Origin of the sequence: Kitasatospora sp. NPDC089913 (genome assembly GCF_044748625.1) — a bacterium.
In the GTDB taxonomy this organism is placed as follows: Bacteria; Actinomycetota; Actinomycetes; order Streptomycetales; family Streptomycetaceae; genus Kitasatospora.
The window spans coordinates 1-26,491 of the sequence record NZ_JBIVGI010000051.1 but is presented as its reverse complement, the minus strand read 5'-3'; the positions used below and the strand labels follow the sequence as shown (position 1 = coordinate 26,491).

The 26,491-nt window shown below is 75.0% G+C and carries 22 protein-coding genes; 12 read left to right on the top strand and 10 right to left on the bottom strand.

Features of this window, described 5'->3' with window-relative positions:
* The first annotated feature begins 80 nt into the window (after positions 1–80).
* Positions 81–4,115: a DNRLRE domain-containing protein gene (locus tag ACIPYS_RS39045; protein ID WP_400755290.1), complete on the top strand. Its 4,035-nt coding sequence runs from the start codon at positions 81–83 to the stop codon at positions 4,113–4,115.
* Positions 4,115–4,651, top strand: coding sequence for a hypothetical protein (locus ACIPYS_RS39040; RefSeq protein ID WP_093859360.1), 537 nt, complete (start codon positions 4,115–4,117; stop codon positions 4,649–4,651). The genes ACIPYS_RS39045 and ACIPYS_RS39040 overlap by 1 nt, the downstream gene beginning before the upstream one ends.
* Positions 4,652–4,732: 81 nt before the next feature.
* Here the strand turns inward: ACIPYS_RS39040 and ACIPYS_RS39035 are convergent, their stop codons facing one another.
* Entirely contained in the window at positions 4,733–6,127 is a 1,395-nt protein-coding gene (locus ACIPYS_RS39035) for a GntP family permease (protein ID WP_045941850.1), read from the bottom strand.
* Positions 6,124–6,678 carry a gluconokinase gene (locus tag ACIPYS_RS39030; RefSeq protein ID WP_093859361.1) on the bottom strand — a complete coding sequence of 185 codons (555 nt, stop codon included), beginning with the start codon at positions 6,676–6,678 and terminating at the stop codon, positions 6,124–6,126. The genes ACIPYS_RS39035 and ACIPYS_RS39030 overlap by 4 nt, the downstream gene beginning before the upstream one ends.
* A 154-nt stretch (positions 6,679–6,832) precedes the next feature.
* Between ACIPYS_RS39030 and ACIPYS_RS39025 the strand changes: the two genes are divergently transcribed.
* Positions 6,833–7,528 (top strand): FadR/GntR family transcriptional regulator, encoded by a 696-nt coding sequence (locus tag ACIPYS_RS39025; RefSeq protein WP_400755287.1) that lies wholly within the window; start codon positions 6,833–6,835, stop codon positions 7,526–7,528.
* Positions 7,529–7,729: 201 nt separating this feature from the next.
* A complete protein-coding gene (locus ACIPYS_RS39020; RefSeq protein WP_400755285.1) occupies positions 7,730–8,182 on the top strand; it encodes a hypothetical protein in 453 nt (150 codons plus the stop codon).
* On the opposite strand, the gene ACIPYS_RS39015 is transcribed toward ACIPYS_RS39020, so the two are convergent.
* The 4 genes from ACIPYS_RS39015 to ACIPYS_RS39000 all read right to left on the bottom strand — a co-directional run bounded on the left by ACIPYS_RS39015 (position 8,158) and on the right by ACIPYS_RS39000 (position 16,156).
* Positions 8,158–8,922, bottom strand: coding sequence for a phosphodiesterase (locus ACIPYS_RS39015; protein ID WP_400755283.1), 765 nt, complete (start codon positions 8,920–8,922; stop codon positions 8,158–8,160). The genes ACIPYS_RS39020 and ACIPYS_RS39015 overlap by 25 nt on opposite strands.
* Before the next feature lie 19 nt (positions 8,923–8,941).
* Positions 8,942–13,522, bottom strand: a complete 4,581-nt coding sequence (locus ACIPYS_RS39010) for a hypothetical protein (RefSeq protein ID WP_400755281.1) — start codon at positions 13,520–13,522, stop codon at positions 8,942–8,944.
* A 109-nt stretch (positions 13,523–13,631) separates the two neighbouring features.
* Complete coding sequence (locus ACIPYS_RS39005; RefSeq protein WP_030396861.1) at positions 13,632–14,507, bottom strand: hypothetical protein; 876 nt, start codon at positions 14,505–14,507, stop codon at positions 13,632–13,634.
* A 113-nt stretch (positions 14,508–14,620) separates the two neighbouring features.
* The gene (locus ACIPYS_RS39000; RefSeq protein ID WP_093864709.1) at positions 14,621–16,156 is read right to left on the bottom strand and encodes a hypothetical protein; all 1,536 of its coding nucleotides are present in this window, start codon (positions 16,154–16,156) and stop codon (positions 14,621–14,623) included.
* A gap of 160 nt (positions 16,157–16,316) precedes the next feature.
* On the opposite strand from ACIPYS_RS39000, the gene ACIPYS_RS38995 reads away from it, so the two are divergent.
* The 5 genes from ACIPYS_RS38995 (at position 16,317) to ACIPYS_RS38975 (ending at position 20,437) form a co-directional block, all read left to right on the top strand.
* Positions 16,317–17,093, top strand: coding sequence for an IPT/TIG domain-containing protein (locus ACIPYS_RS38995; RefSeq protein WP_107452496.1), 777 nt, complete (start codon positions 16,317–16,319; stop codon positions 17,091–17,093).
* Positions 17,094–17,289: 196 nt separating this feature from the next.
* A complete protein-coding gene (locus ACIPYS_RS38990; RefSeq protein WP_231978390.1) occupies positions 17,290–17,910 on the top strand; it encodes a hypothetical protein in 621 nt (206 codons plus the stop codon).
* 180 nt (positions 17,911–18,090) lie between these two features.
* Entirely contained in the window at positions 18,091–18,867 is a 777-nt protein-coding gene (locus ACIPYS_RS38985) for a LamB/YcsF family protein (protein ID WP_173862015.1), read from the top strand.
* Positions 18,864–19,568, top strand: coding sequence for a 5-oxoprolinase subunit PxpB (gene pxpB, locus ACIPYS_RS38980; RefSeq protein ID WP_400755278.1), 705 nt, complete (start codon positions 18,864–18,866; stop codon positions 19,566–19,568). The genes ACIPYS_RS38985 and pxpB overlap by 4 nt, the downstream gene beginning before the upstream one ends.
* The gene (locus ACIPYS_RS38975; protein WP_400755276.1) at positions 19,565–20,437 is read left to right on the top strand and encodes a biotin-dependent carboxyltransferase family protein; all 873 of its coding nucleotides are present in this window, start codon (positions 19,565–19,567) and stop codon (positions 20,435–20,437) included. The genes pxpB and ACIPYS_RS38975 overlap by 4 nt, the downstream gene beginning before the upstream one ends.
* 208 nt (positions 20,438–20,645) lie before the next feature.
* Here ACIPYS_RS38975 and ACIPYS_RS38970 read toward each other — a convergent pair whose 3' ends face one another.
* The 3 genes from ACIPYS_RS38970 to ACIPYS_RS38960 form a co-directional block, all read right to left on the bottom strand.
* Positions 20,646–20,930, bottom strand: a complete 285-nt coding sequence (locus ACIPYS_RS38970; RefSeq protein WP_400755274.1) for a hypothetical protein — start codon at positions 20,928–20,930, stop codon at positions 20,646–20,648.
* Positions 20,931–20,956: 26 nt separating this feature from the next.
* Positions 20,957–21,907 carry an aminoglycoside phosphotransferase family protein gene (locus tag ACIPYS_RS38965; RefSeq protein WP_400755272.1) on the bottom strand — a complete coding sequence of 317 codons (951 nt, stop codon included), beginning with the start codon at positions 21,905–21,907 and terminating at the stop codon, positions 20,957–20,959.
* A 103-nt stretch (positions 21,908–22,010) separates the two neighbouring features.
* Positions 22,011–22,772 (bottom strand): alpha/beta fold hydrolase, encoded by a 762-nt coding sequence (locus tag ACIPYS_RS38960; RefSeq protein ID WP_400755270.1) that lies wholly within the window; start codon positions 22,770–22,772, stop codon positions 22,011–22,013.
* Between the two features lie 162 nt (positions 22,773–22,934).
* Between ACIPYS_RS38960 and ACIPYS_RS38955 the strand changes: the two genes are divergently transcribed.
* A complete protein-coding gene (locus ACIPYS_RS38955) occupies positions 22,935–23,468 on the top strand; it encodes a PadR family transcriptional regulator (RefSeq protein ID WP_400755268.1) in 534 nt (177 codons plus the stop codon).
* A gap of 172 nt (positions 23,469–23,640) precedes the next feature.
* Here the strand turns inward: ACIPYS_RS38955 and ACIPYS_RS38950 are convergent, their stop codons facing one another.
* Positions 23,641–24,168: a DUF4396 domain-containing protein gene (locus ACIPYS_RS38950; RefSeq protein WP_400755266.1), complete on the bottom strand. Its 528-nt coding sequence runs from the start codon at positions 24,166–24,168 to the stop codon at positions 23,641–23,643.
* A gap of 266 nt (positions 24,169–24,434) precedes the next feature.
* Between ACIPYS_RS38950 and ACIPYS_RS38945 the strand changes: the two genes are divergently transcribed.
* Positions 24,435–25,130, top strand: coding sequence for a class I SAM-dependent methyltransferase (locus ACIPYS_RS38945; protein WP_400755265.1), 696 nt, complete (start codon positions 24,435–24,437; stop codon positions 25,128–25,130).
* Positions 25,131–25,481: 351 nt separating this feature from the next.
* Entirely contained in the window at positions 25,482–26,327 is an 846-nt protein-coding gene (locus tag ACIPYS_RS38940; protein ID WP_231978698.1) for an undecaprenyl-diphosphate phosphatase, read from the top strand.
* Positions 26,328–26,491 lie beyond the last annotated feature (164 nt).

Below are 26,491 nucleotides of genomic sequence, written 5' to 3'. Positions count from 1 at the left end.
TTTGTCATGATCATCTTGCCATTTGATCTTGCCTATGCTCCCGCCATCACTCTTGCTCAAGAGTGGGTCAAGGAGCCCCCATGAACACCCCAAGACGGACCCTCACCGGTCCGTTCGCCGTCGCGCTGGCGCTGACGCTGGCCGCCGGTTCGCCGGTGGCCTTCGCCGCCAAGCCGCCGGCCAAGCCCACCCCCGGCAAGGCCCCCACCGCCGCCGCCCTCGACCCCGGGCTGAGCGTCGGCACCGCCCGCGCCGTCGCGCAGAAGACCGGCAAGCGGATCGAGGCCGTCTCCGAGCGCGACGAGACCTCCACCACCTGGGCCAACCCGGACGGCACCCTCACCACCGAACTCTCGGCCGGCCCGGTGCGCTTCCTGCGCGACGGCAAGTGGGCCGACGTCGACCTCACCCTGAAGACGGCCGCCGACGGCTCGGTGGCACCCGCCGCCCACCCCAACGGCCTCAAGCTGGCCGGCGCGGGCGGCAAGCGCCCCCGCTCGCTCGCCGAGTCCAAGGCCCTCCAGGCGGCGCCGGCCGGCGCGGAGGCAGCCGGCGCCGAGGCGGCCCGCACCCTCGTCTCGCTCGGCTCCGGCGACGACCAGCTCGCCCTGGAGTGGCGCGGCGGGCTGCCCAAGCCCGAGCTGAACGGCACCCGGGCCACCTACCGGGACGCCATCGGCGACGGCGCCGGCGATCTCGTCGTCGAGGCCACCCGCACCGGCTTCGAGCAGTTCGTGACGCTCAAGCAGCGCCCGGCCACCGGCGGCTACAGCTACACCATGCCGCTGCGCGCCAAGGGCACCAGGGCCGAGGCGCAGCCGGACGGCAGCGTGCTGTTCACCGACCGGAAGAACGGCCAGAAGCGCGCCGTGCTGCCCGCCCCGGTGATGTGGGACGCCACCACCGCGCCCGGCTCGAGCGAGCACCCCCGGCAGGCCCGGGTCGGCCTGGAGGTCGTCCAGCGCGGCGACACCGTCGACCTGGTCTTCACCCCGGACGCCGCGTTCCTCGCCGACCCGGCCACCGTCTACCCGGTGACCGTCGACCCGGCCACCGCCGGTCTCGGCAACGCCTTCGACACCCGCGTGCAGAAGGGCGAGACGGTCGACTGGTCGGCCGACACCGAGATCTACTGGGGCAACTCCGGCACCAAGAACGCCGACGGCAGCTCCCGCGAGGCCCGCGCCTTCATCAACTGGAACACCGCCGGCATCGCCGACGCGCTGGTCTCCAGCGCGACCCTGTCGCTGTACAACTTCCACTCCGGCAACAGCGACTGCCAGCCCTACACCTGGGAGGTCTGGGACACCGGACTGGCGTCCACCGCCTCCCGCTGGACCGCCCAGCCGGCCTGGAAGGCCAAGAAGGGCAGCTCCACCGAGACCAAGGGCCGCGACGCCTGCGGCGGCGACGGCTGGATCAACGCCAACGTCACCGACCTCGTGCAGACCTGGGCCTCGGCCAAGAACAGCACCTCCGGCATGGGCCTGCGCGCGCCCGACGAGGTGTCCACCAAGTACTGGAAGGAGGTGAACTCCGCCAACGCCGCGAGCAACGTGCCCAAGCTGACGGTGAACTACAACTACCGCCCGCGCACCGGCACCAAGCAGCAGGCGGGCCCGCCGTTCCTCCAGGACGGCACCGGCACCTGGCGGGTCGAGACCACCACCCCGGTGCTCCGGGACACCTTCGTCGACCCCGACGGCGACAAGGTCACCGGCACGTTCCAGCTGGTCGACGCCATCTCCGGGGCCCAGGTGGGCGCCGTCAACGTCTCCGGCTACGTGCCCAGCGGCACCCCGTCCGAGGTCACCGTCCCGGCCGGGCTGCTGGAGTACGGGCACACGTACCGGTTCCGCAGCTCGCCCTACGACGGGCTGCACTACAACCTGAGCTGGTCGCCCTGGGTGACGTTCAGCGTCAGTCCGCTGCCGGACGTGCCGACGGCGCTGCAGACCGGTGCCCAGGAGACCCTCACCCCGCTGTTCTCGGCCCTGTCCACGAGCCCCAACCAGTCCCGGGTCAGGACCGAGTTCGTCCTGAAGAACGCCGCCGGCACCCCCCTGCCGACCAGCCTGCCCTCCACCTCCGCCGAGAGCGGCGCCCGTGCCACCGTCCAGGTCCCCGAGGGCGCGCTCACCGACGGCGGCAGCTACCGCTGGGCCGCCCGGGCCTGCACCCCGGTGGGCTGCTCCGCGTGGACCGCGGACCAGGAGCTGAACGTACGCGTCCAGGCTCCCCCGGCCCCGCCCGTCCCGGTCACACTGACCGTGGGCGACACCTCCCTCGCCTCGGCCTCGGTCGCCACCTCGGGCACCGGCTGCGACACCGGCGCCTGCCCGGCCCCCGACGCGTCCGTCCTTCGGGTCGGCACCTTCGACGGCACCTCCTGGTCCAGCTGGCTCAAGCCCGACCTGACCTCGCTCCCGAGGGGTGCCAGGATCACCTCCGCCAAGCTGGAGCTGACCCGGTCGGACTGCGCGGCCGACTGCCCGGCGGCCACCGCCGACGTCTTCCAGCTCGGCAGCGAGTGGACCCCCGGCCAGGCCGGCGCCCAGCTCGTGGCGGCTTCCGGCAACGAGAGCTACGCGACCGCCACCGGCCTCGCCGACCTCGACCTGGCGTCGGTGCTCCAGTCCTGGACCGACCGGGGTCTGCCCTACGGCATCGCCCTGCGCCCGGCCGCCGGTTCGGCCCCCGCGGCCTACCACCCGGCAGGCGCCGCGGACGGGTCGAAGCGGCCCCGGCTGAAGATCGACTACCTCACGCCGACCGCGCCCGCCGCGCCCCAGCAGCTCACCGTCAGCGTCGGTGACGCCGGCCTGGTGGGCGGCTGGAACAGCCCGGTGGACCACGGTGCCAGCGAGGACCTGTACTACACCGTCAAGGTCGAGGCGCAGGACACGGGCGCCGTCGTCAAGCAGTTCACCACCGCCGAGACCCGCGCGGTGGCGGCCGGCCTGGACAACACCCGCGGCTACCGGCTCGTGGTGACGACGAACAACTCGTTCGGCGCCAGCCCCGCGACGTACTCCGGCTACACCCAGGGCAAGCCCGCCGCCGGCGGCAGCGACCTCTACCGCGGCTTCGTGCAGGAGTACCTGGACGCCCGCAACAAGGTGCGCGTCACCGCCGGGGCGACGGTGCCCGACGCCGCGGCGGTGGCCGCGCACGGCACGGTCTTCGTCGACCTCCTGGCCACCCAGGAGGACGCGGTGGTCGGCAGCCGCGAGGGCCTCGCGAGCCAGGGCCAGACCTACGTGGCGGCCGCGTCGACGCTGTCCGACGTCGTGGTCGACCAGCAGAACCCCGCCAGGATCGTGGTCCGGGCGACCGTCAAGGAGGTCACCCAGATCCGCGAGGCCGGGGTGGACACCCCGACCGAGAACATCACCAACCGCCGCTTCGAGTTCACCGTCACCGGCGGCGCCGCGAAGCTCGTCTCGGAGGTCGACGACAACTCGGCCGAGCAGAAGCTCGGCTCCTCCGCCGCCGCCGCGGCGCAGGTCGACGTCACGGGACCGGACCAGACGCCGGCCCCCACCTCCGGCGACATCCCGCTCGGAACGGACGGCTTCCCGGTGCCCGAGCCCGCCGCACCGGCGGGTGTGACCACCGCGAGCTACGCGGGCGTCTACGGCAACGGCACCGCGGACTGGGCCCGGCGCAACATCGGGGTCCGCCGCGAGTACAACCAGGACTGCACCAACTTCGTCTCCAAGGCCCTGTACCACGGCGGCGGGATGCGGACCCGGCAGGGCAACCGCACCCGTGACTACGCCTGGTGGGACCAGGGCTACCTGTTCTGGAAGCCCTTCAAGAGCTACACCTGGTCCGCCGCGCAGAACCTCTACAACCACCTGACCGGCTACCGGTACACGCAGTCGATCATGAGCGTGCACTCGGCCAAGCCCGGCGACCTGGTGTTCTTCAAGTGGTACTCCGACTGGGGGATCAACCACGCCGCCGTCGTGGTGAGCTACGGACGGAAGATGGAACTGCGCCAGCACGGTCTGACCGACCAGACGACCCTCTACGACGCCCTCGCCCGCCAGCGCCGCTACGGTACGCCGGTCGAGCGGTTCTGGATCGTCCGGCCGCTGGGCAGCTCCTGATGGCCCGCCGGTGGAGGACGACGACCGCCGCCGCCCTCGCGGGCGCCGTCACCGCCTCCGCGATCACCGCCTGGTGCCTCGCCGGCGACGACGGGCTGCGGTACGCCGACGACTACGCGGCCCACGAGCCGCTGAGGGTCGTCGGCTACCCCTCCACCGGCAGCCTGCGGCTCACCCAGGAGGTGGTGTGGCGGCTCGCCGACGGCTCGCGGAACGGGCTGGCGGCGCTGGCCACCTCCGACGGGTCGGCCGCCGAGGCCGACACCACCGCGGCGAACTGGGTCCGGAGTTTCCAGCAGGGAGCGCAGGGCCCGGTCACCGCCGAGTTCCACGGCGAGGGCTCGGTCCGGCAGTCCGTGGTGCTCTACTTCGAGCGCAGCGGGCAGGTCAAGCAGCTCAAGCTGCGGCTCGACGGCAACGGCGGCGCGGACGGCTGGCGGATCCTGCTGCGGGAGACCGATCCGCAGGAGGCCGCGGCCCCGCCCACCTGGGCACCGGCGACGCCCGGCGGCACCCTGCCGCCGGGCGTGCGGTGAACCCGCCGGAACCGGCCTGAACGGCGGACGGGCGGGCACTCCTCGAAGGAGTGCCCGCCCGTCCGCCGTTTCCGGGTGCCGCTAGACGATCAGGCTGAGCGGCATGATCAGGGCGATCGCGACCACCGAGATCACCGTCTCCATCACCGACCAGGACTTCAGGGTCTGGCCGACGCTCATCCCGAAGTACTCCTTCACCAGCCAGAAGCCGGCGTCGTTGACGTGCGACAGGAACAGCGAGCCGGCGCCGATGGCGAGCACCAGCAGGGCCGCGTGGGTGGACGACATGTCCGCCGCCAGCGGGGCGACGATACCGGCCGCGGTGATGGTGGCGACCGTCGCCGAACCGGTGGCGAGCCGGATCAGCACCGCGATCAGCCAGCCCAGCAGCAGCGCCGGGATGTGCCACTTCGACGACCAGTCGCTGACCGCGGTGCCCACGCCGACGTCGATCAGGGTCTGCTTGAAGCCGCCGCCCGCACCGACGATGAAGACGATGCCCGCGATCGGGCCGAGCGAGGAACCGACGGTCTCCGAGATCCGGGCCTTGTCGAAGCCGGCCGCCCGGCCCAGCGTCAACATGCCGAGCAGGGTCGCGGCGAGCAGCGCGATCAGCGGGGAGCCGACGAAGTCGAGCACCCGCTGCGGCAGCGCCTTCGGATCGTCGATCACGACGTCCGCCAGCGCCTTGCCGAGCATCAGCACCACCGGCAGCAGGATGGTCGCCAGCACGGCACCGAAGGAGGGGGTGTGCTCGCGCTTCGCCGGCTCGACCGGGGTGTCGGTCTCCGGTATCTCCAGCGGGCCGACCCAGCGCTCGGCCACCCGGGCGAACAGCGGACCGGCGACGATCAGCGTCGGGACGGCGATCAGCAGGCCGAGCGCCAGGGTGACACCGAGGTCCGCCTTGAGCGCGTCGACCGCGACCAGCGGACCGGGGTGCGGGGGCACCAGGCCGTGCAGCACGGACAGGCCGGCCAGCGCCGGGATGCCGATTCGCATCAGCGGGACGTTGCCGCGCCGGGCCACCAGCAGCACGATCGGGACCAGCAGCACCACGCCGACCTCGAAGAACAGCGGCAGGCCGAGCACCGCCGCGATCAGCGCCATCGCCCAGGGCAGCGCCTTCGTCCGGGACCTGGACAGCACGGTGTCCGCGATGATGTTCGCCCCGCCCGAGTCGGCGAGCAGCTTGCCCAGCATCGCGCCCAGGCCGATCAGCAGGCCGACGCCCGCCACGGTGGCGCCGAAGCCGGTGGAGAAGCTGCTGAGCAGCTTGTCGAACGGCGCGCCCGCGACCGCGGCCAGCAGGCCGGAGCCGAGGGTCAGGGCGAGGAAGGGGTGCAGCTTGAGCTTGGTGATCAGCAGCACGATGGCGCCGATGGCGAGCAGCACGGCGACCAGCAGCCGGCCGTCGCTGTCGGTGTGCGGGAGGACCGGTGGGGCGGCCGCGAGCACGGTGAGGGTGGGGGTCACGCGAGGTCTCCATTGACGGGCCGCAGCAGGGCGGCGGCCTTCTCGACGAGTTCTTCGGGGCTCGGCCCGATGTCCAGGACGGCGCCGCGCTCGTCCGGGCCGAGGGGTTCCAGGGCGGCGTACTGGGAGCCGAGCAGGGACGGCGGCATGAAGTGGTCGGTGCGCCGGGCGAGCCGGTCCTCGACCAGTCCGGTCCGGCCGCTGAGGTGCAGGAACCAGGCGTCCGGGCAGGCCGCGCGCAGGATGTCGCGGTAGTCGTGCTTCAGCGCCGAGCAGGTGACGACACCGCCGGTACCGGCCTCGGCGCGCTCGCCCAGCCAGGCGCCGACGGCGCGCAGCCAGGGCGCGCGGTCGTCGTCGTCCAGCGGGGTGCCGGCCGACATCTTGGCGATGTTGGCGGGCGGGTGGAAGTCGTCCGCCTCCGCGAAGGGCAGGCCGAGGCGTTCGGCCAGCAGGCGGGCCAGGGTGGTCTTGCCGACACCGGAGACGCCCATCACCACGACGGTGAGGGGTGCGCGGGGGGTGTCCTGGTTCTCGACGCTGAGAGCCATGAGGTGGTGCTCCTTCGTTGCCTGGCCGCCACTATCGCCTCAAAGGTATGACGTATTCAAGTGGCGGAAACCAAATCGTCATACTTTTGCCGGACCAGCGCCGGGGCCCGGGGGTACGGGGGTGGGGGCCACCCCGGACGACTAGGCTGGCGGGATGGAGATCCAGGGGCTGCCCGGCCGACTGCTCGCGGAACTGGGGCCGGCCATCGCGTCCGGGGAGCTCCCCGAGGGCACCGTGCTGCGCGCCGAGGAGCTGGAGGAGCGGTTCGGCGTCTCCCGGACGGTGGTCCGCGAGGCGGTCCGGATCCTGGAGGGCATGCGACTGGTGGCCTCCCGCCGCCGGGTCGGCATCACCGTGCAGCCCCGGTCGGGCTGGGACGTCTTCGATCCGCTGGTGATCCGCTGGCGGCTGGCCGGCGCCGACCGCTCCGCGCAGTTGCGTTCGCTCGGCTCGCTGCGGCTGGCCGTGGAGCCCGCCGCGGCGGCGCTCGCGGCGCGGCACGCCACCGACGACGAGCGGCGCCGACTCGGCGCGCTGGCGGTCGAGTTGACCATGACGGCGCGCGCCGCCGACCTCGCCGCCTTCCTCCGGCACGACATCGAGTTCCACTCCACCGTGCTGCAGGCCTCGCGCAACGAGATGTTCGCGCATCTCGGGGACACCGTCGGTGCGGTGCTGACCGGCCGGACCGAGTACCATCTGATGCCCCATCAGCCGGAGCCGTACGCGATCCGGTTGCACCGCGAGGTCGCCGAGGCGGTCTGCGCGGGGGACGCCGAGCGGGCCGAGCGGGCGATGCGGACCATCGTCGAGGGCGCGCTGACCGAGCTGAACCAGCAACTCGGCTGAGCGCACCGGGGATTCGGCGCGCCGTTCGGTACGGTCCGAGCCGGATCATACGATTTGGCATCAGTTCGGGGGATTCGTGGGCATAGTCCGGGTACGACTGGGCAGAGTGGAGCGCGGGGGCGCGTTCGCGGCGCCCGCCCCGCCGACCGTCCGCCGTACCACCCGCCGCTCGTCCGCCGCTCCGTGCCTGGGGGTCGCCCGATGCCAACCGCCCGCCGTCGCCGCCGGCTTCCCGACGAGGTGCGGACCGCCGTCGTCCGCGCGGTGCTCTGCCTGGCGTTCACACTGGTCGGCATCGTGGTGGCGGCGCTCTCCTCGTACGCCGACAGCTGGCTGATGACTCCGGCCCTGATGGCGATGGGGCTCGGGGTGTTCGGCACGATGTGGTGCCTGCTCGAGATCCTGATCTCCCGCCAGGTCGCCGCGCAGCGGGTGCGCGCACCGAACTCCGCCTCGCCGATGGGCGGCAGCCACGCTCCGGCCGGTCCGCCGCAGTACCGGCAACCGCCGCGGGCCCGACCGCCGTACCCGCAGCAGCCCCAGCAGCCGCCGTACCCGCAGCAGCCGCAAGCGCAGCCGCAGCGCCCGGGAACGCAGCCGCCGCCCTACCCGGGCGGTCCCGGACCGCGTCAGGCGGGGGCGACCACCCGGTAGTGCGTGGTCAGCCGGCCGTCGTCGCCCAGCAGGTGGAAGGCGATCACCGGCGGCTGGTCGAAGACGATCTCCGCGCGGCCCTCGAACGGCAGCGGCACGGTGGAGACCACGCCCGGCGCGACCAGCAGCGGCAGTCCGGCGAACACGGTGGCGGCCGCGGTGTGCGCGTGGCCGCAGAGCAGCGCCCGCACCCGGGGGTGCCGGCCCAGCACCTCGGCCAGCCGCTCCTCGCCGAACTGCCGGATCGGGTCCACGTACGGCAGGTGCAGGGTGACCGGCGGGTGGTGGAAGGCCACCAGCGCCGGGCGGTCCCCCGGCCCCCCGGCCAGCGTGCGGTCCAGCCAGCCGAGGGTCTCCTCGTCGAGCAGGCCGTCGTGCCGGCCGGGGACCGAGGAGTCGAGCATCAGCACGTCGGCGCCGGACAGCGCGTGCAGCCGGTTCACCGGGCCGCCGGACGGCTCCTCGCCGAGCAGCACCTCGCGGTAGGGCTCGCGGACGTCGTGGTTGCCGGGGCAGAGCAGCACCGGGTACCGGGAGATCAGCGCCTTGGCGACCTCCCGGTACTCGGCCGGCAGTCCGTTGTCGGCGAGGTCGCCGGTGACCAGCACGGCGTCCACCGGGCCGGGCAGGGCGTCCACGTACGCCATCACCTGCTCGGCCCGTCGACGGGCCCGCTCCCCCGCGTCGCCGTGGTGGTCCTGGCCCAGGTGGATGTCACTGAAGTGAGCGATCGTCAGCATGCGGTCCACCGTAGGCCGATCAGGACGTGGCGGGAACCTCCGCCGGGCGCTTGAACATCCGGGTGGCGGTGATCTCGCCGTGCACGGCCGGACCGTCCGGGTCCTGCGGGGCCGGGAGACCCGGCCGCAGGTGCTCCTCGACCGAGATGTACTTGAGCCCGGCCCGCAGGTCGGCGTCGTTGCGCAACCGGATCACCAGCGGGAACTCGGCCAGCGCCGTGGTGTCGAACAGGCCGGTGGTGTAGATCAGCTGGACGCCGAGGGCGTCGGCCACCGCGCGCTGGAGCTCCAGCAGGTAGGTGGCGTTGGCCCGGCCGATCGGGTTGTCCAGGAACAGGGTGCCCGCGTGCCGCAGCTGCGACTGGCCGCGGTCGTTGGCGCGCAGCGCGGCCATCGTGCAGTAGAGCGCGATGGCGGCGGTGAGCAGCTGCCCGCCGGAGAACACGTCGGACATCTGGCCGACGCCGACCCGCTCGGCGCGCAGCACCGCGTCCGGCTTGAGGATCTCCACCGAGACGCCCTTGGGGCCGATCGCGGCGGCCACCCCGCGCAGCAGCAGCGACATGCCGTCCCGGCGCAGGTCGCTGTTCTTGCGGACGGCGGCGCGGGTGGCCTCGTCGATGACCTCGCCGAGGCGCTCGACCAGGGTCGCGTGGTCCGGGTCCTCGAAGCGGATCCGGAGGAACTCCTGGCCGGACCACTCCCCCAGCCCCTCGGGGAGGCGGGAGAGCCGCTGGGCGGCGCGCAGGGTGGTCAGCGAGGACTCCACCAGTCCGCGCAGCCGGTCGACGATCGAGCCCCGGTTGCGCTCCAGCTGGGCGAGTTCGTCGGTCAGCACCCGCAGCCGGGGCGCGAAGGCGACCGCCCAGTTGGCGGCGTGGTCGGGGAGCGCGGAGGCGGGCAGTTCGCGGATCTGCTGCCGGGCCGGGGTGCGGACGGCCTCGTAGCGGGCCGCGTTGGCGTGCCGGACCAGCGCGTCCGAGGCGTCGCGGACGGCGAGTTCGGCGGCGGACAGCTCACCGACGGCGGTGCGCAGGGCGCGGCGGGCCTCGGCGGCGGCGGTGCGGGCGTCGGCCAGCGCGCCGAGGTAGGGCTCGACGGCCGGTCCGTCCTCCTCCTGCTCGCGCAGGCCGTCCCGGAGCTGCCCGGCGTGCTCGTCGAAGTCGGCGGCGGCGGACTGGGCAGCGTCGAAGGTGCGCTGGAGGTCGGCGGCCGCGGTGCGGGCGGTGTCGACGGCCTCGCGGCGCTCGGCGAGCCGGCCGGTGGCCGTGCGCAGCAGGGTCTGGGCGTGCTCGGGGTCGGTGGGGACGAGCTCCTCGGGCAGTTCGGTGTGCGCCTCGCCGTCGGCGGGGGCGGAGCGTTCGGCCTCGCCGCGGAGTCGGCCGAGCTGCTCGCTGGCCGAGGCGGCCCGGGTCTCGATGGTGGCGACGAGTTCCTCGGCGCGGGCGGCGGCGGCCTGGCGGGCCGGACCGTCGGCGCCGTCGGGGCTGCCGAGCAGTTCCTCGGCGCGGGTGCGGACCTTGTTGGTGAGGCGGTCGAGTTCGGTCGCGGCGGCGGCCTCGTCGCCCTCGGCGCGGGCCTGCTCGGCGCGCAGGTCGGCGCCGACGCCGACCTTCTCGTAGAGCTGGGAGGCGGAGCGGTAGGCCTCGCGCAGCGCGGGCAGCGCGGCGGGAGCGGGGTCGACGGGCTCCTCGGACTGCTCGGCGGCGGCGATCTCGGCCCGCTCGGCGCGCAGGGTGCGGGCGGTGCGGCGGGCGTCGTCGGCGGCGCGCTGGGCGGCCCGGCGGTCCTCGTCGCAGGTGCGGGCGCGCTCGGCGCACAGCGTCCGGCGGCGGTCGCACTCGGCGGCGTCGTCGGCGAGTTCGCGCCGGCGGCGGCTCCAGTTGGCGCGTTCGCGCAGGCGGAAGGCCAGGCCGGAGAGGGCGTCGGCGCGGCGGCGGGCCCGCTGGGCGCCCTCCCGGTGCTCCTCGTGGGCGGCGGCCGCGACGGCGTGGTCGGCCTCGGCCTCGTCGTGGTCGGCGCGCAGGGTGGCCAGGGCGGCGGCGGCCTGCTCGGCGTGCTCGCGGGCGGCCTCGGCGGCGGCGGCGCGTTCGGCGAGGGTGCCGGGCGGGCAGCTGGCGTGCCAGGAGGCGAGCCGGGCCGCGAGCGCGCGGTCGCCGCCGAGCCGGGCGGCGAGTTCGCGGATGTGCTCCTCGCGGGCGGTGGCGCGGGCGCGCAGTTCGCGGCGCTCGTCGTCCGCGGCGGACTCGTCGTGCATGGCCGGGTTCGGCGGCACGAGGAAGAAGGCCGGCTCGTCGGTGATCGGGGCGATCAGCGAGGCGGCGGCGCCGACGGCGACGGTGGAGCGGGGCAGCAGGGCGGCGGAGCCCAGCGCCTCGCGGGCCCGCTCGAGCGAGCTCGGGTCGGTGACGACCACGCCGTCGACGAGTTCGGGCCGGGCGGCGAGGATCGCCTCGTGGTCGGCCGGGTCGACCGACTGGGCCAGGTAGCGCCAGCCGGGCAGGGCGGGGATGCCGTGCTCGGCGAGGTACTCGACGGTGGCGAGCACGTCCGGTCCGGGCGGCAGCAGGCCGCCGTCGCCGAGCGCGGCGAGGATCCGGGAGTCGTCGGCGGCGGCGGTGCGCAGGTCGAACAGGGTGCGTTCGGCGGTCGCGATGGACTCGTCGAGGAGTTCGCGCAGGTACTCGGCGTTGCGGTCGAGCACGGCGGGGGTGAGGAAGCCGGCGTCCTCCTCGGCCCCGGACCCGTCCTCGCTCCAGTCGACGGGTGCGGGGGTCAGCGAGAGCAGGTCGGCGAGCCGGGGCTCGGTGGCGAGCAGGGCGGCGGTGCGCTGCTCGGTGGCGAGGGACTGGCCGGCGGCCTTGCGAGCGTCGGTGGCGCGGGCGGCGGCGAGTTCGGCGCGGCCGGTCGCGGCGGCGGCCTCGCGCAGCCGGGCGGCGGCGGTCTCGGCGGCGGTGCGGGCCTGGGCGAGGGCGGCGCCGGCGGCCTTCTCCACGTCGGCGGCGTGCAGGGCGGCCCTGGCCGGGTCGACGTCGCCGTCGGAGTCGATGAAGCCGGCCTCGACGGCGGCGGCGGTCTCCTGCTCGACCTCGGCGAGGCGCTGGCGCAGGTGCTCGGCCTCGCTGCGGGCCTTCTGGGCCGCGGTGGCGGCCTCGGTGGCGTCGGTCTGGGCGCGGCCGCCGTCGGCCTGGAGTTCGGCGGCGCGCTGCTCCTCGGTGTCGGCGCGGTCCTCGGCGGCCCCGGCGGCGGCTTCCAGGGCGCGGGCCAGCGCGGTGGCGGCGCGGGCGCGGGCGGCGAGCGCGGGGGCGGCGTCCAGCTCGGCCTCGCGGATCGCGGCGGCGACCCTGGTCACCCGGTCGGCGGCGGCGCGGTGGCGCAGCACGGCCTCGGCGGCCTGCCAGGCGGAGTGCAGGGTGCGGGCCTCGATGAGTTCCCGGCGCAGCCCGGCGGCCTCCGCGGTGGCGGCGGCGAGGGCCAGGGTGGCGTGCCGGTGGGTGAGTTCGGCGGCGATCAGGGTGTGCCGGGTGCGGTCGGTCTCGGCGGCAGTGACGGCGCCCGCGGCGGCGGCGACCTCGATCGCGAGGTCCTCGGCCCGGTCGCGTTCGGCGGCGGCGCGCGAGGCGAGGGCGTGGGCGAGCCTGCGGGTGCGGCGTTCGGCGGTGCGGTGGGACTCGCGGACGCTCTCGCGGGCGGCGGTGGCCTCGCCGATGCGCTCCAGGAGGTCCAGCGAGCCGGCGGTGAAGTCGCGTTCGGCGGTGAGCTCGGAGCGCAGGCCGAGCTTGGCGGCGAAGCCGTGGACGAGGTCGGCGAGGCCGTCGGTGTCCCGGGTGTCGGTGACGGCGCGCAGCAGCAGGTCGGTGAAGTCCTTGTCCTGCTTGACCGCGAACAGGCCGGCCGCCTCGCCCTCGTCGGCGTTCATCTCGCGCTGGTAGCGGAAGAGTTCGGGGTCGAGGCCGAGTTCGCCGAGGTGCTCGGTCCAGCGGTCGTGGCCGTCCTCGAAGACCAGGTCGAGGTGCGGGTGGGCCTTGCCCGCCTCGGTGAGGGCGTCGCGGAAGCCCTTCATGGTGCGGCGGCGGCCGCGGGCCTTCTGGTCGCCGGCCAGGCTGATCCGCTCGGCGACCGGGAGGGAGTCGAGGGTGAGGCCGGGGCCGGGGCGGAAGGAGTACCAGGTCTCGGCGAACTTGCGCGGGTCGGAGGAGACCTGGCGGCCGCGCCACTCGCTGACCTTGCCGACCACGATCGGCTCGCCGGTGACGGTGTGCTGCCACTCCAGGGCGACGTGGCCGCAGTCGTCGGCGAGCAGGAACTTGCGGAGCACTCCGGAGCTGGCGCCGCCGAGGGTGTTGCGGTGGCCGGGGAGCATGACCGAGAAGATCAGCTTGAGCAGGACGGACTTGCCGCCGCCGTTCTCCAGGAAGAGCACGCCGGCCGGGGCGGGGCGGCGCACCGGTCCGTCGGTCTCCTCGCCGAACAGGCCGATCTGCTGGGGCGCCGGGTCGGAGACGGGCTCGCCGACGCCGCGCAGGTCGAGCACCGTGTCGGCGTAGCGGGCGCCGGCCGGTCCGATCGAGTAGAGGCGGACCCGGTTGAGCTCGTACATGTGCGGCGGTTCTCCAGGAGGCGGGTGGATGGGTCGGCTGGGCGGTCCGGTGGGGGCCGGGGCGGGGCTGGGGAGTCGGGGCCGTGGCGTGGGGGCCGGGGCGCGGGGGCTAGAGCGAGTGGAACGGCAGTCCGGCGTCGGCGACCAGGTCGTCCCCGGTGTCCGGGGGCAGCAGGGAGGCGCTGCCGTCGGACACCGGCACGATGCCGAGGTCGAGCAGTTCGGCCATGGCGGCGCCGCCGGCCAGGTCGCGGACCTGGAGCTGGTAGCGGGCGGTGGTGCGGTAGGTGCCGCCGGCGTCGTCGGAGACCTTCTGCAGGAAGCCCGAGTCGACCAGGAACAGCACGGCCTTGGCGACGATGCCGATGGTCGAGCCGGAGAGCCGGCGGGCGTCCTTGGTGGCTCCGGTGGCGGTGCGCCGGGCCCAGACCCGCCAGGCGGCCTCCAGGCCGGGGGCGTCGCTCTGCGGGTCGGTGTTGTCGCCGTCGGCGGCGGCCTGCTCCTCGAGGCGGCGGCAGGCCTGGCGGACGAAGGCGTCGACGCCGTTGACGGTGATCCGGCCGAGGTAGCCGTCGTCGGAGAGGTCCTCGGGGCGGGGGAAGGCCATCGCGGCGACGGCCAGGTGGGCCAGGCCGTGCAGGAAGCGGTCGGTGGACTCGGACGCGGCGCGGCGCGAGTAGTCGCCCATCCGGACGGCGAAGACGGAGTCCTCGGCGGCGGCGACGGCCATGCCGGCGCGCGGGGAGACCTCCAGGACGACCAGGCCCATGCCGGTGGCGACGGCGTCGGCGAGGCGGGCGAACGGCGGGTCCTCGCGGTGCCGGCGGACGAGTTCGGCGTACTCGGTGTCGCGGGCGGGGAGCAGCTTGGCCTGGAGGCCGAAGGAGACCAGGCGGGCGGCGTCCGCGACGTCGGCCGGGGTGATCGGCGCGGGGGCGGCCGGTTCGGTCTCGGGCGCCCAGGACGTGTCGTGGTGGGTCGTCACGGGCGGTGCTCCTCGGGGGCGTTGCGGTGGTGCGCGGGCGGGTGGTGCACGGGCGGGCGGTTCACGGGCGGATCGTTCGGTGCGGCTTCACGGCGGGACGCGGGGGCCGGCGGTCAGCCGGCGTCCTTGCGGTCGGCGGCCATCCCCGCCGCGTCGAGCAGGGCGCTGCCGACGATCAGGTCGGCGCCGCCGAACTCCGGGTCGTGCAGCGGGGTGCCGTCGTCGACCGCGAAGAGCAGCCGCTCCTCGCCCTGCCGGTAGGCGGTGCCGACCGGCGGACTGGCCGCGTGCACCGCCAGCAGGGCGACCAGGTACGGGAGTTCGGGGTCCTGTCCGCGGGCCTCGGCGAGCAGCCCGGAGAGCCGGCGGGGCGCGTCGGCGGGCAGGTCGAGCAGGACCAGCGCGGCCTCCAGCTGGGCCTCGGAGAACCGGCTGTCGTCCGGGGTGGCGACGAGGTCCGGGTCGGGCAGCTCGGCACCGAGGTGCTCGCGCTCGACGGGCGGGGTGAGCAGCAGGTCGACCAGGTCCGCGACGCGCACCGAGACGGGGGTGCGCAGTCCGGTGCCGCGGGCGAAGAACGCGCCGGTGGGCCGGACGGCCTGCGCTATCGGCAGCCGGAGCAGCGGGGCGAGGAGCTGGCCGTAGAGGTCGATGCCGCTGCGGGCTCCGGGGGTGGCGAAGGCCTGCCGGTCCTGCTCGGCGCGGAACAGCGGGCCCGCCTCCAGCAGCCTGGTCTGCAGCTGGGTGTGGCGGCGGATGCAGTCCTTGACGATGTCGACCAGCTCGGCGGCCCGGCGCTTGTGCTCCGGGTCCTCGGCCTCGTCGCGGGCCTTGCGGATGTTGGTGAGAATCGCGTTCTCGTGCCGGTAGCGGTCGGCGATGTGGTCGAGCGCCTCGTCGATGAGGTCCGGGATCGCCTGCATCCAGTCGACCGCGCGGACGTTGCGGCGGGTGGCCTCCAGGGCGCGACGCAGCGTCTCGGCGTACTGGACGGTGCGGTAGCGGGCCTGCTCGGCGGCGAGCTGGGCGTCGGCCAGGCGGCCGCGCCGGATCAGCACCTCCAGCTTGACCTCGGCGGCGATCTGGGCGGAGGTGACGTCGGTGTCCAGCGCGCCGACCAGGACGTTGACCGCCTCGTCGGTGGTGCGCAGGTAGACGCCGCCGTCGGGGCCCGGGACCTCCTCGATCAGCTTGAAGTCGTAGTCGCGGCGGACGTACTCGCCGTCGGCGCCGAAGGTGCCGTAGACGGCGCGGAAGCCGCGGTCGACGCTGCCGACGTTGATCAGGGACTCCAGCACCCAGCGGCCGACCCGCTGGTGCTCGGCGACCGTGCGGCCGGGGGCCTGGGCGGCGACCCGGGGCAGCAGCCGGGCCAGCACTATCTCCCGGTCGGCGCCGGTGTCGAAGTCCATGTTGAGGGTGACGAGGTCGATCGCGGCGAGCCCGACCTCGGCCATCGCGTAGCCGCCGTACTCGCCGGCCAGCATCACCTTGCGGTTGTCCAGGTCGTGCAGGGGCGCGGTGCAGGCCAGCGCCTTGAGCCGGCGCGCCAGGCCCTCGTCGGCGGCGGGGCCGGGCGCGGGCCGCGCGGCGGCGACGGCGGGCCCGGCGGGCGGCCGGGGGCCGTGCTCGGTGGGCTGGTCGGCGATGACGGTCACGGTGGACAAGAGTAGAGGCAGGCCCCGACATCGACCGAAACGGACCTTCCGGACAGGCCCGGGGCCGGGGCCCGGCCGGGCCTCCCCCCAATAGAACTCGCTTTCGAGAAAAGCCTCCCGGTGATCCCCGGACTCGGCCATGATGCTTCGTATGATCACCAGACTGGTTCGAGGCGGCCTCGCCGCCGCACTGGCCGTGACCACGCTCACCGTCGCCGCCGCAGCCGCCACCGCCGCGCCCACCGCCGTCGCGGCCGCCACCGCCGCGAGCGGCCCCAACGTCACCGTGACGCAGGCCGGCAACTACCCGATGTTCCCGGTCGACAACACCAGCTTCAGCGTGACCTGGAAGTCCACCGGCACCACCGACCTCACCGGGGTGACCCGGCTGACCGTCGACCTGCCGCCCGGTCTCACCACCAGCGGCGCGCTGATGTACTCCACCCCGTACGACTACACCTTCACCCAGACCGTCTCCCCCGACGGCCGCCGGCTGGAGGCCGTGTTCACCGGCACCCGGGCGCCCGGGCGCAGCGACTTCATGAAGGTCCAGGTCAGCTCGCACGGCACCCGGCCGTCCGGGGTGATCACCGTCACGGCGGCCAACAAGGACGACGTCGACCCGTCCGACAACGTCTCCCGCTACCTGCTGGGCAGCGGGCCCCAGGCTCCGGTGACCCCGGCCGCGCCCGCCGTGACCGCGCTCGCGCCGAGCACCGGCCCGGCCGCCGGCGGCACCGCGGTGACGATCACCGGCACCGGTCTGACCAACGGCTTCGCGCTGTTCGGGAACACCCCGGCGAGCGGCAGCTGCACCGACACCGCGTGCGTGGTCACCGCCCCGGCCGGCTCGGGCACCGTCCCGGTCACCCTGGTCACCCCGGGCGGTTCCGCCGCGACGCCGACGGCCTTCACCTACACGCCCTGACCCCGGTTCCCTCCGGGCGTCCACGCGGGCCCGGTACCCGCCCCGGGTACCGGGCCCGCGTGCGTCCGGCCACCTCCGCGGCAGCTCCGGGACACCTTCGCCGGAGCGAGTTGAACACGTTCAATTCGGAGGCATAGAGTCACTCCCGTGCAGGCGGGAGCAGCCCGACCTGCCTCCTCGTCATGGGTGGACGCAGATGAACGACGCGACCGACAGCGACCGGACGACCCTGCGAAGGGTGCGGCGCCTGCTCCGGGTCTTCGTGGTGTGCCTGGTCCTGAGCGGACTGACGGCCTTCCCCCTGGAGAGCGAAACCCGCTGGCTCGCCGACCTGGCCGCCGGCCCCGGCGCGCCGGTGACCGAGCGCTTCCCCGCCCTGCTGGACTGGATCGTCCGGGTCCGGGACGGCATCGCCGGGACCAACGACCGCTACCCCTTCCTCGCCTACGGCACCGACTGGCTCGCCTTCGCCCACCTGGTGATCGCGGCGGCGTTCGCGGGACCGCTCAAGGACCCGGTGCGCAACGTCTGGGTGATCCGCTGGGCGGTGCTGGCCTGCGCCGGCATCGTCCCGCTCGCGCTGATCTGCGGGCCGCTCCGGGGCATCCCGCTGTACTGGCGCTTCATCGACATGTCGTTCGGGGTGGTGGGCGTGGTACCGCTGCTGATCGTGCTGCGGGCGCTGCGGCCGCTGGTCGAACGGGCCGAGCTCGCCGCGCGGGTGGCCCGGCTCCCCGAAGGACCCCGGCCGACCGAGCCGGGCGGGCCGGGCGGGTCGGGCGGCCCCGGACACGGAACGGCCCCGGCGGCGGGCTGACCGTCACCGGGGGTGGCCCGACCGCCGCCGGGAGACGGACCGACCGTCACCGGGGGCCGCCCGACCGCCGCCGGAAGACGGACCGACTGTCACCGGGGGCCGCCCGACCGTCACCCGGGGCGGGCCGACCGGGCGCAGGCCCTACCATCTGCCTCAACAGCTGCTGGGAGGCGGACGGGCGTGACCGATGCGGTGATCGATCTCAATGCGGACCTCGGTGAGGGGTTCGGACGCTGGACGCTGACCGACGACGAGGCCCTGCTCTCCGTCGTCACCAGCGCCAACGTCGCCTGCGGCTTCCACGCCGGAGACCCTTCCACCATGCGCCGGGTCTGCTCGCTGGCCGCCGAACGCGGGGTCAGGATCGGCGCCCAGGTCTCCTACCGGGACCTCGCCGGCTTCGGCCGCCGGGCCATGGACGTGCCGCCGGAGGAACTCGCCGACGAGATCGCCTACCAGATCGGCGCCCTCCAGGTCTTCGCCCGCGCCGCCGGCTCCCGGGTCTCCTACGTCAAGCCGCACGGCGCCCTCTACAACCGGGTGGTCGCCGACTCCGAGCAGGCCGAGGCCGTCGTCGCCGGGATCCTGCGCGCCGGGGCGGTCTGCGACGGACCGCTGCCGGTCCTGGGCCTGCCCGGTTCCCGGCTGCTGGCGGTCGCCGGGGACGTCGGGCTGCCGGTGGTCACCGAGGCGTTCGCCGACCGCGCCTACACCTGGGCCGGCACCCTCGTCCCGCGCCGCGAACCGGACGCCGTGGTGCACGACCCCGGAACCGTCATCACCCGCGCGGTCGGCATCGCCCGCGACGGCGCCGTTGACGCGATCGGCGGCGAGCGGATCGCCGTCGAGGCGCGCTCGCTCTGCGTCCACGGCGACACCCCCGGCGCGGCCCAGCTCGCCTGGCGGATCCGGGGGGCGCTCGCCTCGGCGGGGGTCCGGGTGGAGGCCTTCGCATGACGGCGGGCGGCACCGGCGGCACCGGCGGCCGGGCCGGCGACCGAGCCGGCCGCCCGGCCGCCGACACCCCCGGCCCGGTGCTGCGCCCCGTCGGCGAGCACGCGCTGCTGGTCGAGCTGCCCGACGCCGCCGACGTCACCGCGCTCTACCACTGGCTGCGCGAACGGCAGTCGGCCGGCGGGCTGCCGCCGGTCGAGGAGATCGTGCCCGCCGCGCACACCGTCCTGCTGGACGGCGTGGCCGACGTCCCCGCGCTGGCCCGGCTGCTGCGCACCGCACGCCCGGACCGGGCGGCCACCGCCTCCGGTCCGCTGATCGAGGTGCCCACCGTCTACGACGGTGCCGACCTCGCCGAGGTCGCCGCGCACTGGGGCGTCCGGCCCGAGGAGGCGGTCCGGATCCACACCGCGCCCGAGTACGTGGTGGCGTTCTGCGGCTTCGCCCCCGGCTTCGGCTACCTCACCGGCCTGCCCTCGCGGTACGAGGTGCCGCGCCGGGCCACCCCGCGCAGCACCGTCCCGGCCGGCTCGGTCGCCCTGGCCGGGCCCTACACCGGCGTCTACCCGCGCTCCTCCCCCGGCGGCTGGCAGCTGCTGGGCCGCACCGCGCTCCCCCTGTGGGACACCACCCGCACCCCGGCCGCGCTCCTCGCCCCGGGCACCCGGGTGCGCTTCACCCCGGTCCGGGGAGGCACCCGGTGACCGCCGGGACGGACGGGCTCGAGGTGGTACGGCCGGGTCCGCTGACCACCGTGCAGGACCTCGGACGGCGCGGGGTCGCCCACCTCGGGGTGCCGAGGGCCGGGGCGGTGGACGAACCCGCGCTCCGGGCGGCCAACCGCCTGCTCGGGAACGGACCCGGGGCCGCCGCCCTGGAGACCACCCTGGGCGGCGTCGCGGTGCGGGCCCTGCGGCCGCTGCTGGTCGCGGTGACCGGGGCCCCCTGCCCGGTCCGGGTGGACGGCCGGCCCGCCGCCTGGGGCGCGCCGGTCGCGGTGCCCGCCGGGGCGGTGCTCGACGTCGGCACCGCGACCGCCGGGGTGCGCGCCTACCTGGCCGTCGCCGGCGGGATCGCCGTCCCGCCGGTGCTCGGCAGCCGCTCGGCCGACCTGCTGTCCGGGCTCGGCCCGGCCCCGCTGTCCGCCGGCGACCGCCTGCCGGTCGGCCCCCGGCCGCCCGGCCGGGCGGCGGCGGACCTGGTCCCGCTGCCCGCTCCCCCGCGGGAACTGGTGCTGCGGCTGCGGCTCGGCCCCCGGGCGGACTGGTTCACCCCGGACGCGCTCACCCGGCTCGCCCGCGACACCTACCGGGTCTCGCCGGCCGGCAACCGGATCGCGCTGCGCACCGAAGGACCGCCGCTGGTCCGCGCCCGGAACGGCGAACTCCCCAGCGAGGGCATGGTGCTGGGCGCCGTCCAGGTCCCGCCGGACGGGCTGCCGGTGGTCTTCCTGGCCGACCACCCGACCACCGGCGGCTACCCCGTCGTCGGCGTCGTGCCCCCCGCCGACCTCGCCGCCGCCGCACAGACCCGCCCGGGCACCCCGCTGCGCTTTTCCGTCCTGAGCGGGTGATCCCGGCAGCGGCCGACCGTCCTCGAGCAGATCACCGAGGACGTGGACCGGTCCGGGCCGGGCACCGCGAACGCGACCAGGGCCCGCAGGCCCGCGGGCCCGCACTGAGGCTTCCGGGCCCAGCTGGTGCGCCGTGCCGTCGGCTGCCCGCCGGGGTCGGGCCACTCGGTGGCCAGGACGACGAGCTCGGCTCCGGTGAGGGCGGCGGTCAGGTCGTCGGTGAGGTCGCTCCGGTGCTGTCCCTGGTGAACCGCAGGCGGCCGTCGGCGGTGTGCCGGGTCGACAGTCCCGGCAGCCCGGCCCCGCGGATCGGGCGTCCGCCCGCGTCCAGCCGGTCGACCTCGGCCCGGTCGACGTCCACGCCGATGACCTCCTGACCGGGTTCGGCCGTCGCCGTCGCGTGCGGGTCACCGAGGTGGCCGCCACCGATCGCGGAAACGCGCGCGGAAGGGTCCTCGTCCCGTCGGGTGGCACGCCGCTCCCGGCACCCCACCCCACGCTGTCGTCGATCGAAGTCGCCTACCGCGGCGCGGATGTCGATCGCCCCGACAGGGCCTCGGCGATCGCGCGTTGGGCCGGGTCGACGGCATGCTCGCCGTCCTCGATGTCCCAGAGCACGTTCTGCAGGACGCGGGCGAGGGTCCAACGGGCGGCGCGGGGGCGGTCCAGGGCGAGGCGGTCGGTCAGCAGGTCGAAGCGCAGGCGCAGGGCGCGCGGGAGGTCGCCGGTGGCGGTGAGGTCGGACCAGCGGTTGCGCAGGGCCGGGAGGAGTTCGAAGCCCGGGTCGCCGGCCAGGGGCTTGGGGTCGATGGCGAGCCAGGGTGCGCGGGGGCCGGGGCCGGGCGGGGCGAGCACGTTGCCGTGGTGCAGGTCCCAGTGGAGCAGCCGGTCGCCCGGCTCGGGCCGGACCTCGCGGAGGGCGGCGGCCAGGTCCGCCAGCAGCCGGCGGTCGGCCTCCGCCGCCAGTCGCTCCCGCGCGGCCGGGACCTCGGCCAGCATGCCGTCCGCGATCCCGGCCAGGGTCCGCAGGCCGGGCGGGGCCCGGTGATCCGTCAACTCCGCCAGCAGGTCGGCGAGGGCGAGGGTGGCGGCCCGGTCGTCGGGGAGGGTGAGCAGGGAGCGGGCCGGGTCGAGGCGCTCCAGCAGCATCGACCCGGTGGCCGGGTCGTGCTCGAGCAGCCGGACGGCGCCGCGGCCGTTCCAGGCCCGCAGCGCCAGTGGCTCGCCCGCCGTCTCCTCGTCCTCGCGCTGGAGCTTGAGCACGGCCCGGGAGCCGTCGGCCCGCCGGACGGGCAGGACCAGGGCGACGGCACCGTGCGCGGGCGGACCGTCGGGACGCAGCCCCCAGCGGTCCGCCGCCCCGGCCGCGAGCGCGGGCAGTCCGTCGACCCAGGCGCGGCCGGCCGCTCCGTCGGCCTCGGCGAGGGAGGAGCGCAGCGCCTCGGGCACGTCGATCGGCAGCACGGGCACTCCTCGCGGGATCGGGCGGCGGACGGACGGACGGACGGCGGGCGGTCAGCGGACGAGCGGGCGGACAGGCGGACAGGCGGACAGGCGGACAGGCGGAACGACCCTATGCCAGGGCGGCGGCGGTGGCCGCGGCGAAGCCGTCCGGATTGTCGATCATGATGTTGTGCCCGCAGTCCGGCACCGCCACCAGTGCCACCCCCGACTCCCGGAGCGCGTCCGCGCCGGTCGGCTCACCGTCGGCCTCGGGGTGGAGGAAGGTGCGCGGCACGTCGATACCGCGCAGCTGCTCGCGCAGGGTCGGGACGGTCGGCCGGCAGCGGTGGACGGCGCTGCGGTGCAGTGCCTCGGGTCCGGCGAGCCGCATGGTGGCCCACCAGAACGGGCCGGCCCACCGCTCCACCTGCTCCCACCCGCCGGCCAGGTACTCCTCCTCGGTGAAGGAGGCGAGCCCGCTGCCGCCCGGGCCCCGAGTCGGGGCCACCGGGTCGAGGACGGAGTCGACCAGGACCAGCCGGCCGACCAGCCCCGGATGCCGGTGGGCGAGCACGATCGCGACCGCGCCGCCCAGGCTGTGGCCGATCACCTCGACCCGCTCCGCCCCCGCCGCCCGGACGGCCGCCGCGACGGCGTCGGCGTGCGCCTCCAGGGTGTAGGAGAAGCCGGTGGGACGGTCGCTGATGCCGAAGCCGAGCAGGTCGAGCAGCAGCGCGCGGTGGCCGGTGAGCAGGGGGTGGGCGGCGGCCGCGGCGTAGTAGACGGGCGAGCTGGAGCCGAGGCCGTGCAGGTAGAGGCGGACGGGCTCCTTTCCGGGGACCTCCACCCAGCGGATCCGGTCCCCGTCGGGGGTGACGGTGGTGTCGCGCACGGTCGTTCTCCTTCTGCTGTTCCTGCTGTCGACAGGGGCCCGTGGAAAACCCCCGGGGACGGCCACCGCCCGGCACCTTTCCCGGGGCGGCGCAGTGACCATACCTCGATGCCGAGGTATAGCAACACCGATATATATCGCCCGGTCTGGCAGAGTGGGCCCATGCTGAAGCTCGCGATCCTCGGGTTCCTCCACGACCGGCCCCTGCACGGCTACGAACTGCGCCGCCATCTCGCCGCGCTCACCGGCCACGTGCGGCCGATCAGCGACGGCACGCTCTACCCGGCGATCAAGCGCCTGGAAGCCGACGGACTCCTCGTCCGCTCGACCGAACCCGGCGCGGCGGCCGCCCCCCGGCACACCCTGCGACTCACCGACGCCGGCCGGGCCACCCTGCTGGAGCGCCTGCGCACCCCGGACGACCTGGACATCAGCGACGAGAACCGCTGGTTCACCGTGCTCGCCTTCCTCCGCCACCTCGACGACGAGCCGGCCACGCAGGCGGCCGTGCTCCGGCGCCGCCTCGCGTTCCTCGACGAACCGGCGAGCTTCTTCTACGACGGGGACCGGCCGGTCGGTGCCGAGGAGACCGCCGACCCGTTCCGCCGGGGGATGCTGCTGATCGCGCGCGCCACCACCGCCGCCGAGCGGGACTGGCTGCGCACGACCCTCACGGAGCTGGACCGCCCGGCCTGAGCGGGGCCGGGAGCCGGGACCCGGCACGGCGGGCCCGGACCCCGGCACGCGAGAACGCCGCGGCCCGCGCCGACCCCTGCGGAGGGGTCGGCGCGGGCCGCGGCGTCCGGGGCGGCGGGCAGCGCCGGTGGACCGGTCAGTGCTGGTGGCACGGTCGGTGCCGTTGGACCGGTCAGTGCTGGTGGTAGGCGTGCACCACGGCGTGGCCGCGACCCTTGCCGATCATCCACTTGTTGACCGGGACGGTCAGGAGGAAGGCCAGGACCAGCGAACCGGCCAGCGCGAACCAGAACAGGGTGTCACCGAGACCCGCGTCCATGGCACCGGGAACGGTCACCATCACGCTGTTGTCGATGATCTCCATGACGATGATCGAGACGGTGTCGGCGGCCAGCGCGACCTTCACCGCGGTGCGGACGTCCAGGCCCGCCTTGAGCACGCCGCGCATGGTCAGCGCATAGCCGAAGACGAAGGCCAGCAGGACCGAGAGCACCACGGTGCCGCCGTTGTGCAGGCCGAAGGCGGTGCCGAGAACCATGCCGAGGATCTCGCCGATGGCGCAGCCGGTGAGGCAGTGGAGGGTCGCCTGCGCGGCGGCCGCCCAGGTCACGCCACCGCCGCCGGCCCCGTGGTGCGCGTGCCCCGCACTGCCCGAGTGGCTCGAGTCGCTCGAGTGGCTCGAATGGTCTGAATGGTCCATGTGGTCCGCATGGTGTCGGTGCTGTTCGTGGTTCATGTGCCGCCCGTGCTCCTCGTGCCGCCCGTGACCCCCATCGTGCCCGTGGTGACTGTGACCGCTGTGCTGCCGCTCGTGCTGGGCGGGGTGCGCCATGTCGTCCTCCAGGTACTCGTTCCTTCGCCGTGCTGCCCGGCTCGTCGACGACTGTATACCCCCTGGGGGTATCTTCCAAGCCTGATCGGGCCGCATTCTTCCCACCGCGCACCTGCCGTGCTCCGATGGTTCGCATGACCGACGAACGACGCGAGGGATACGACGGCACCGGCCCCGGGGCGATCACCCCGGACGGCTGCGCGGTCGAGATGTACGAACGGCTGCCGGTCCGCGACGAGATCGAGGTGATCGCCGGCGCCGTGCCGTCCGGCGCGAGCCTGCTGGAACTCGGCTGCGGTGTCGGCCGGATGACCCACCCGCTGGTGGAGCGGGGCTTCCGGGTCACCGCCGTGGACGAGTCGGCACGGATGCTGGAGCGGATCCGCGGGGCCCGCACGGTACTCTCCCCGATCGAACGGCTGGACCTCGGCGAACGCTTCGACGTCGTCCTGCTCGCCTCCTTCCTGGTGCACGCCGGCAGCCTCGCCGTCCGCCGGGGCCTGCTGGAGACCTGCCGCCGGCACGTCGCCCCGGACGGCTGCGTGCTCGTCCAGCGCGAGGGCGAGGACTGGCAGACGAACGTCCCGCGCGAGCGGGCGATCGGGAAGGACGGCCTGGTCAGGGTGGAATCGGCCACACCCCTGGGAGACGGGGTGAACCGGATCCACGTGGTGTACGAGTTCCCGGACGCCCGGTGGACCCAGACCTTCCCGTCCCGCCCGATGGACCGGACCGAGTTCGAACGGGCCCTCTCCGAGGCCGGGCTGACCGTCGACACCTATCCGACCGAGGACCGGACCTGGGCGCGGGCCCGGCCGACCACCGCCTGAGCACGGCCCGGGCGCGGCCCGGACGGAATCAAAGGAAGCCGGAGGAGGTCGGGGCGAAACCGGAGGAAGCCGGGAGGAAGCGGGGAGGAACAGGGCGACAGACGGGAGGACCGGGGCGACGGACGGTGCACCGGGGGTGGGGCGGGCGAAAAGCTGTCACCCGAACGGCGTAGCATCAGGCGGACGCCGGGCCCGCGCGCGGCCCGAGCGCCGGGCGGGACCGGTCGTTCGCCTGCCATCGGACCGCGCCGCTGGACCGCGCCGACCGGTTCGCAGGGCCGTTCCCGCACCGACCAACAAGGAACGCTTCATGCGCATCGACCGACGGATACCCCGGGCGGGTGTCCGGTGATCGACTGGTTCCACGGGGCCGTCCTCGGCCTGATCCAGGGGCTCACCGAGTTCCTCCCGATCTCCTCCAGCGCCCACCTCCGGGTCTTCCCGGCCCTGTTCGGCTGGCAGGACCCGGGGGCCGCGTTCACCGCGGTGACGCAGCTCGGCACCGAGACCGCCGTGCTGATCTACTTCCGCCGCGACATCGCCTCGATCATCAAGACCTGGACGCTCTCGCTGTTCCGGCCCGCGCTGCGCTCGCACCAGGACGCGCGGATGGGCTGGTTCGTGATCATGGGAACCCTGCCGATCGGCATCCTGGGCAAGCTGTTCCAGGACACCATCGAGCAGGACCTGCGCGATCTGCGGATCATCGGCAGCACGCTGATCCTCTTCGGCGTGGTGCTCGCGATCGCCGACCGGACCCGGGCGGTCCGGCACGCCAAGCCGATCTCCGACCTGACCCTGCCGCACGCGGCCACCTACGGCATGGCCCAGGCGCTCGCCCTGATCCCCGGCGTCTCCCGCTCCGGCGGCACGATCAGCGCCGGCCTGCTGCTCGGCTACAGCCGGGAGGCGGCGGCCCGGTACTCGTTCCTGCTGGCGATCCCGGCGGTGCTGGCCTCCGGCGTGCTGGAGCTGTTCAAGATCGGCGAGGGCCCCGCGCCGGCCTGGGGGCCGACCGTCCTGGCCACCGGGATCGCCTTCGTGGTCGGATACGCGGCGATCGCCTGGTTCCTGAAGTACATCTCGAACAACAGCTTCATGCCGTTCGTGATCTACCGGATCGCGCTCGGCATCCTGATCATCGTCCTGGTGTCCGTGGGCACCCTGGCACCGGACGCCGGCGTGGTCGCGAAGTAGAACCGCGTTCCATTCCCCGGGCCGGGGTCCTGCCCCGGGGCCGGGGAACGACGGAGCGGGGGGGGGCCCCCCCCCGGGGGGGGGGCCCCCCCCGGGGGGGGCCCGGGTGTTGGTGGCCGCGGCGGCCCCCCCGGGCGCGGCCGCGACCAGCGGCGGGCGCGGGG

Coding starts and splice junctions, on each gene's coding strand:
- ACIPYS_RS39045 (WP_400755290.1), top strand. CDS start 81: ATGAACACCCCAAGACGGACCCTCACCGGTCCGTTCGCCGTCGCGCTG.
- ACIPYS_RS39040 (WP_093859360.1), top strand. CDS start 4,115: ATGGCCCGCCGGTGGAGGACGACGACCGCCGCCGCCCTCGCGGGCGCC.
- ACIPYS_RS39030 (WP_093859361.1), bottom strand. CDS start 6,678: ATGGCTCTCAGCGTCGAGAACCAGGACACCCCCCGCGCACCCCTCACC.
- ACIPYS_RS39025 (WP_400755287.1), top strand. CDS start 6,833: ATGGAGATCCAGGGGCTGCCCGGCCGACTGCTCGCGGAACTGGGGCCG.
- ACIPYS_RS39020 (WP_400755285.1), top strand. CDS start 7,730: ATGCCAACCGCCCGCCGTCGCCGCCGGCTTCCCGACGAGGTGCGGACC.
- ACIPYS_RS39015 (WP_400755283.1), bottom strand. CDS start 8,922: ATGCTGACGATCGCTCACTTCAGTGACATCCACCTGGGCCAGGACCAC.
- ACIPYS_RS39010 (WP_400755281.1), bottom strand. CDS start 13,522: ATGTACGAGCTCAACCGGGTCCGCCTCTACTCGATCGGACCGGCCGGC.
- ACIPYS_RS38995 (WP_107452496.1), top strand. CDS start 16,317: ATGATCACCAGACTGGTTCGAGGCGGCCTCGCCGCCGCACTGGCCGTG.
- ACIPYS_RS38990 (WP_231978390.1), top strand. CDS start 17,290: ATGAACGACGCGACCGACAGCGACCGGACGACCCTGCGAAGGGTGCGG.
- pxpB (WP_400755278.1), top strand. CDS start 18,864: ATGACGGCGGGCGGCACCGGCGGCACCGGCGGCCGGGCCGGCGACCGA.
- ACIPYS_RS38955 (WP_400755268.1), top strand. CDS start 22,935: ATGCTGAAGCTCGCGATCCTCGGGTTCCTCCACGACCGGCCCCTGCAC.
- ACIPYS_RS38950 (WP_400755266.1), bottom strand. CDS start 24,168: ATGGACCATTCAGACCATTCGAGCCACTCGAGCGACTCGAGCCACTCG.
- ACIPYS_RS38945 (WP_400755265.1), top strand. CDS start 24,435: ATGACCGACGAACGACGCGAGGGATACGACGGCACCGGCCCCGGGGCG.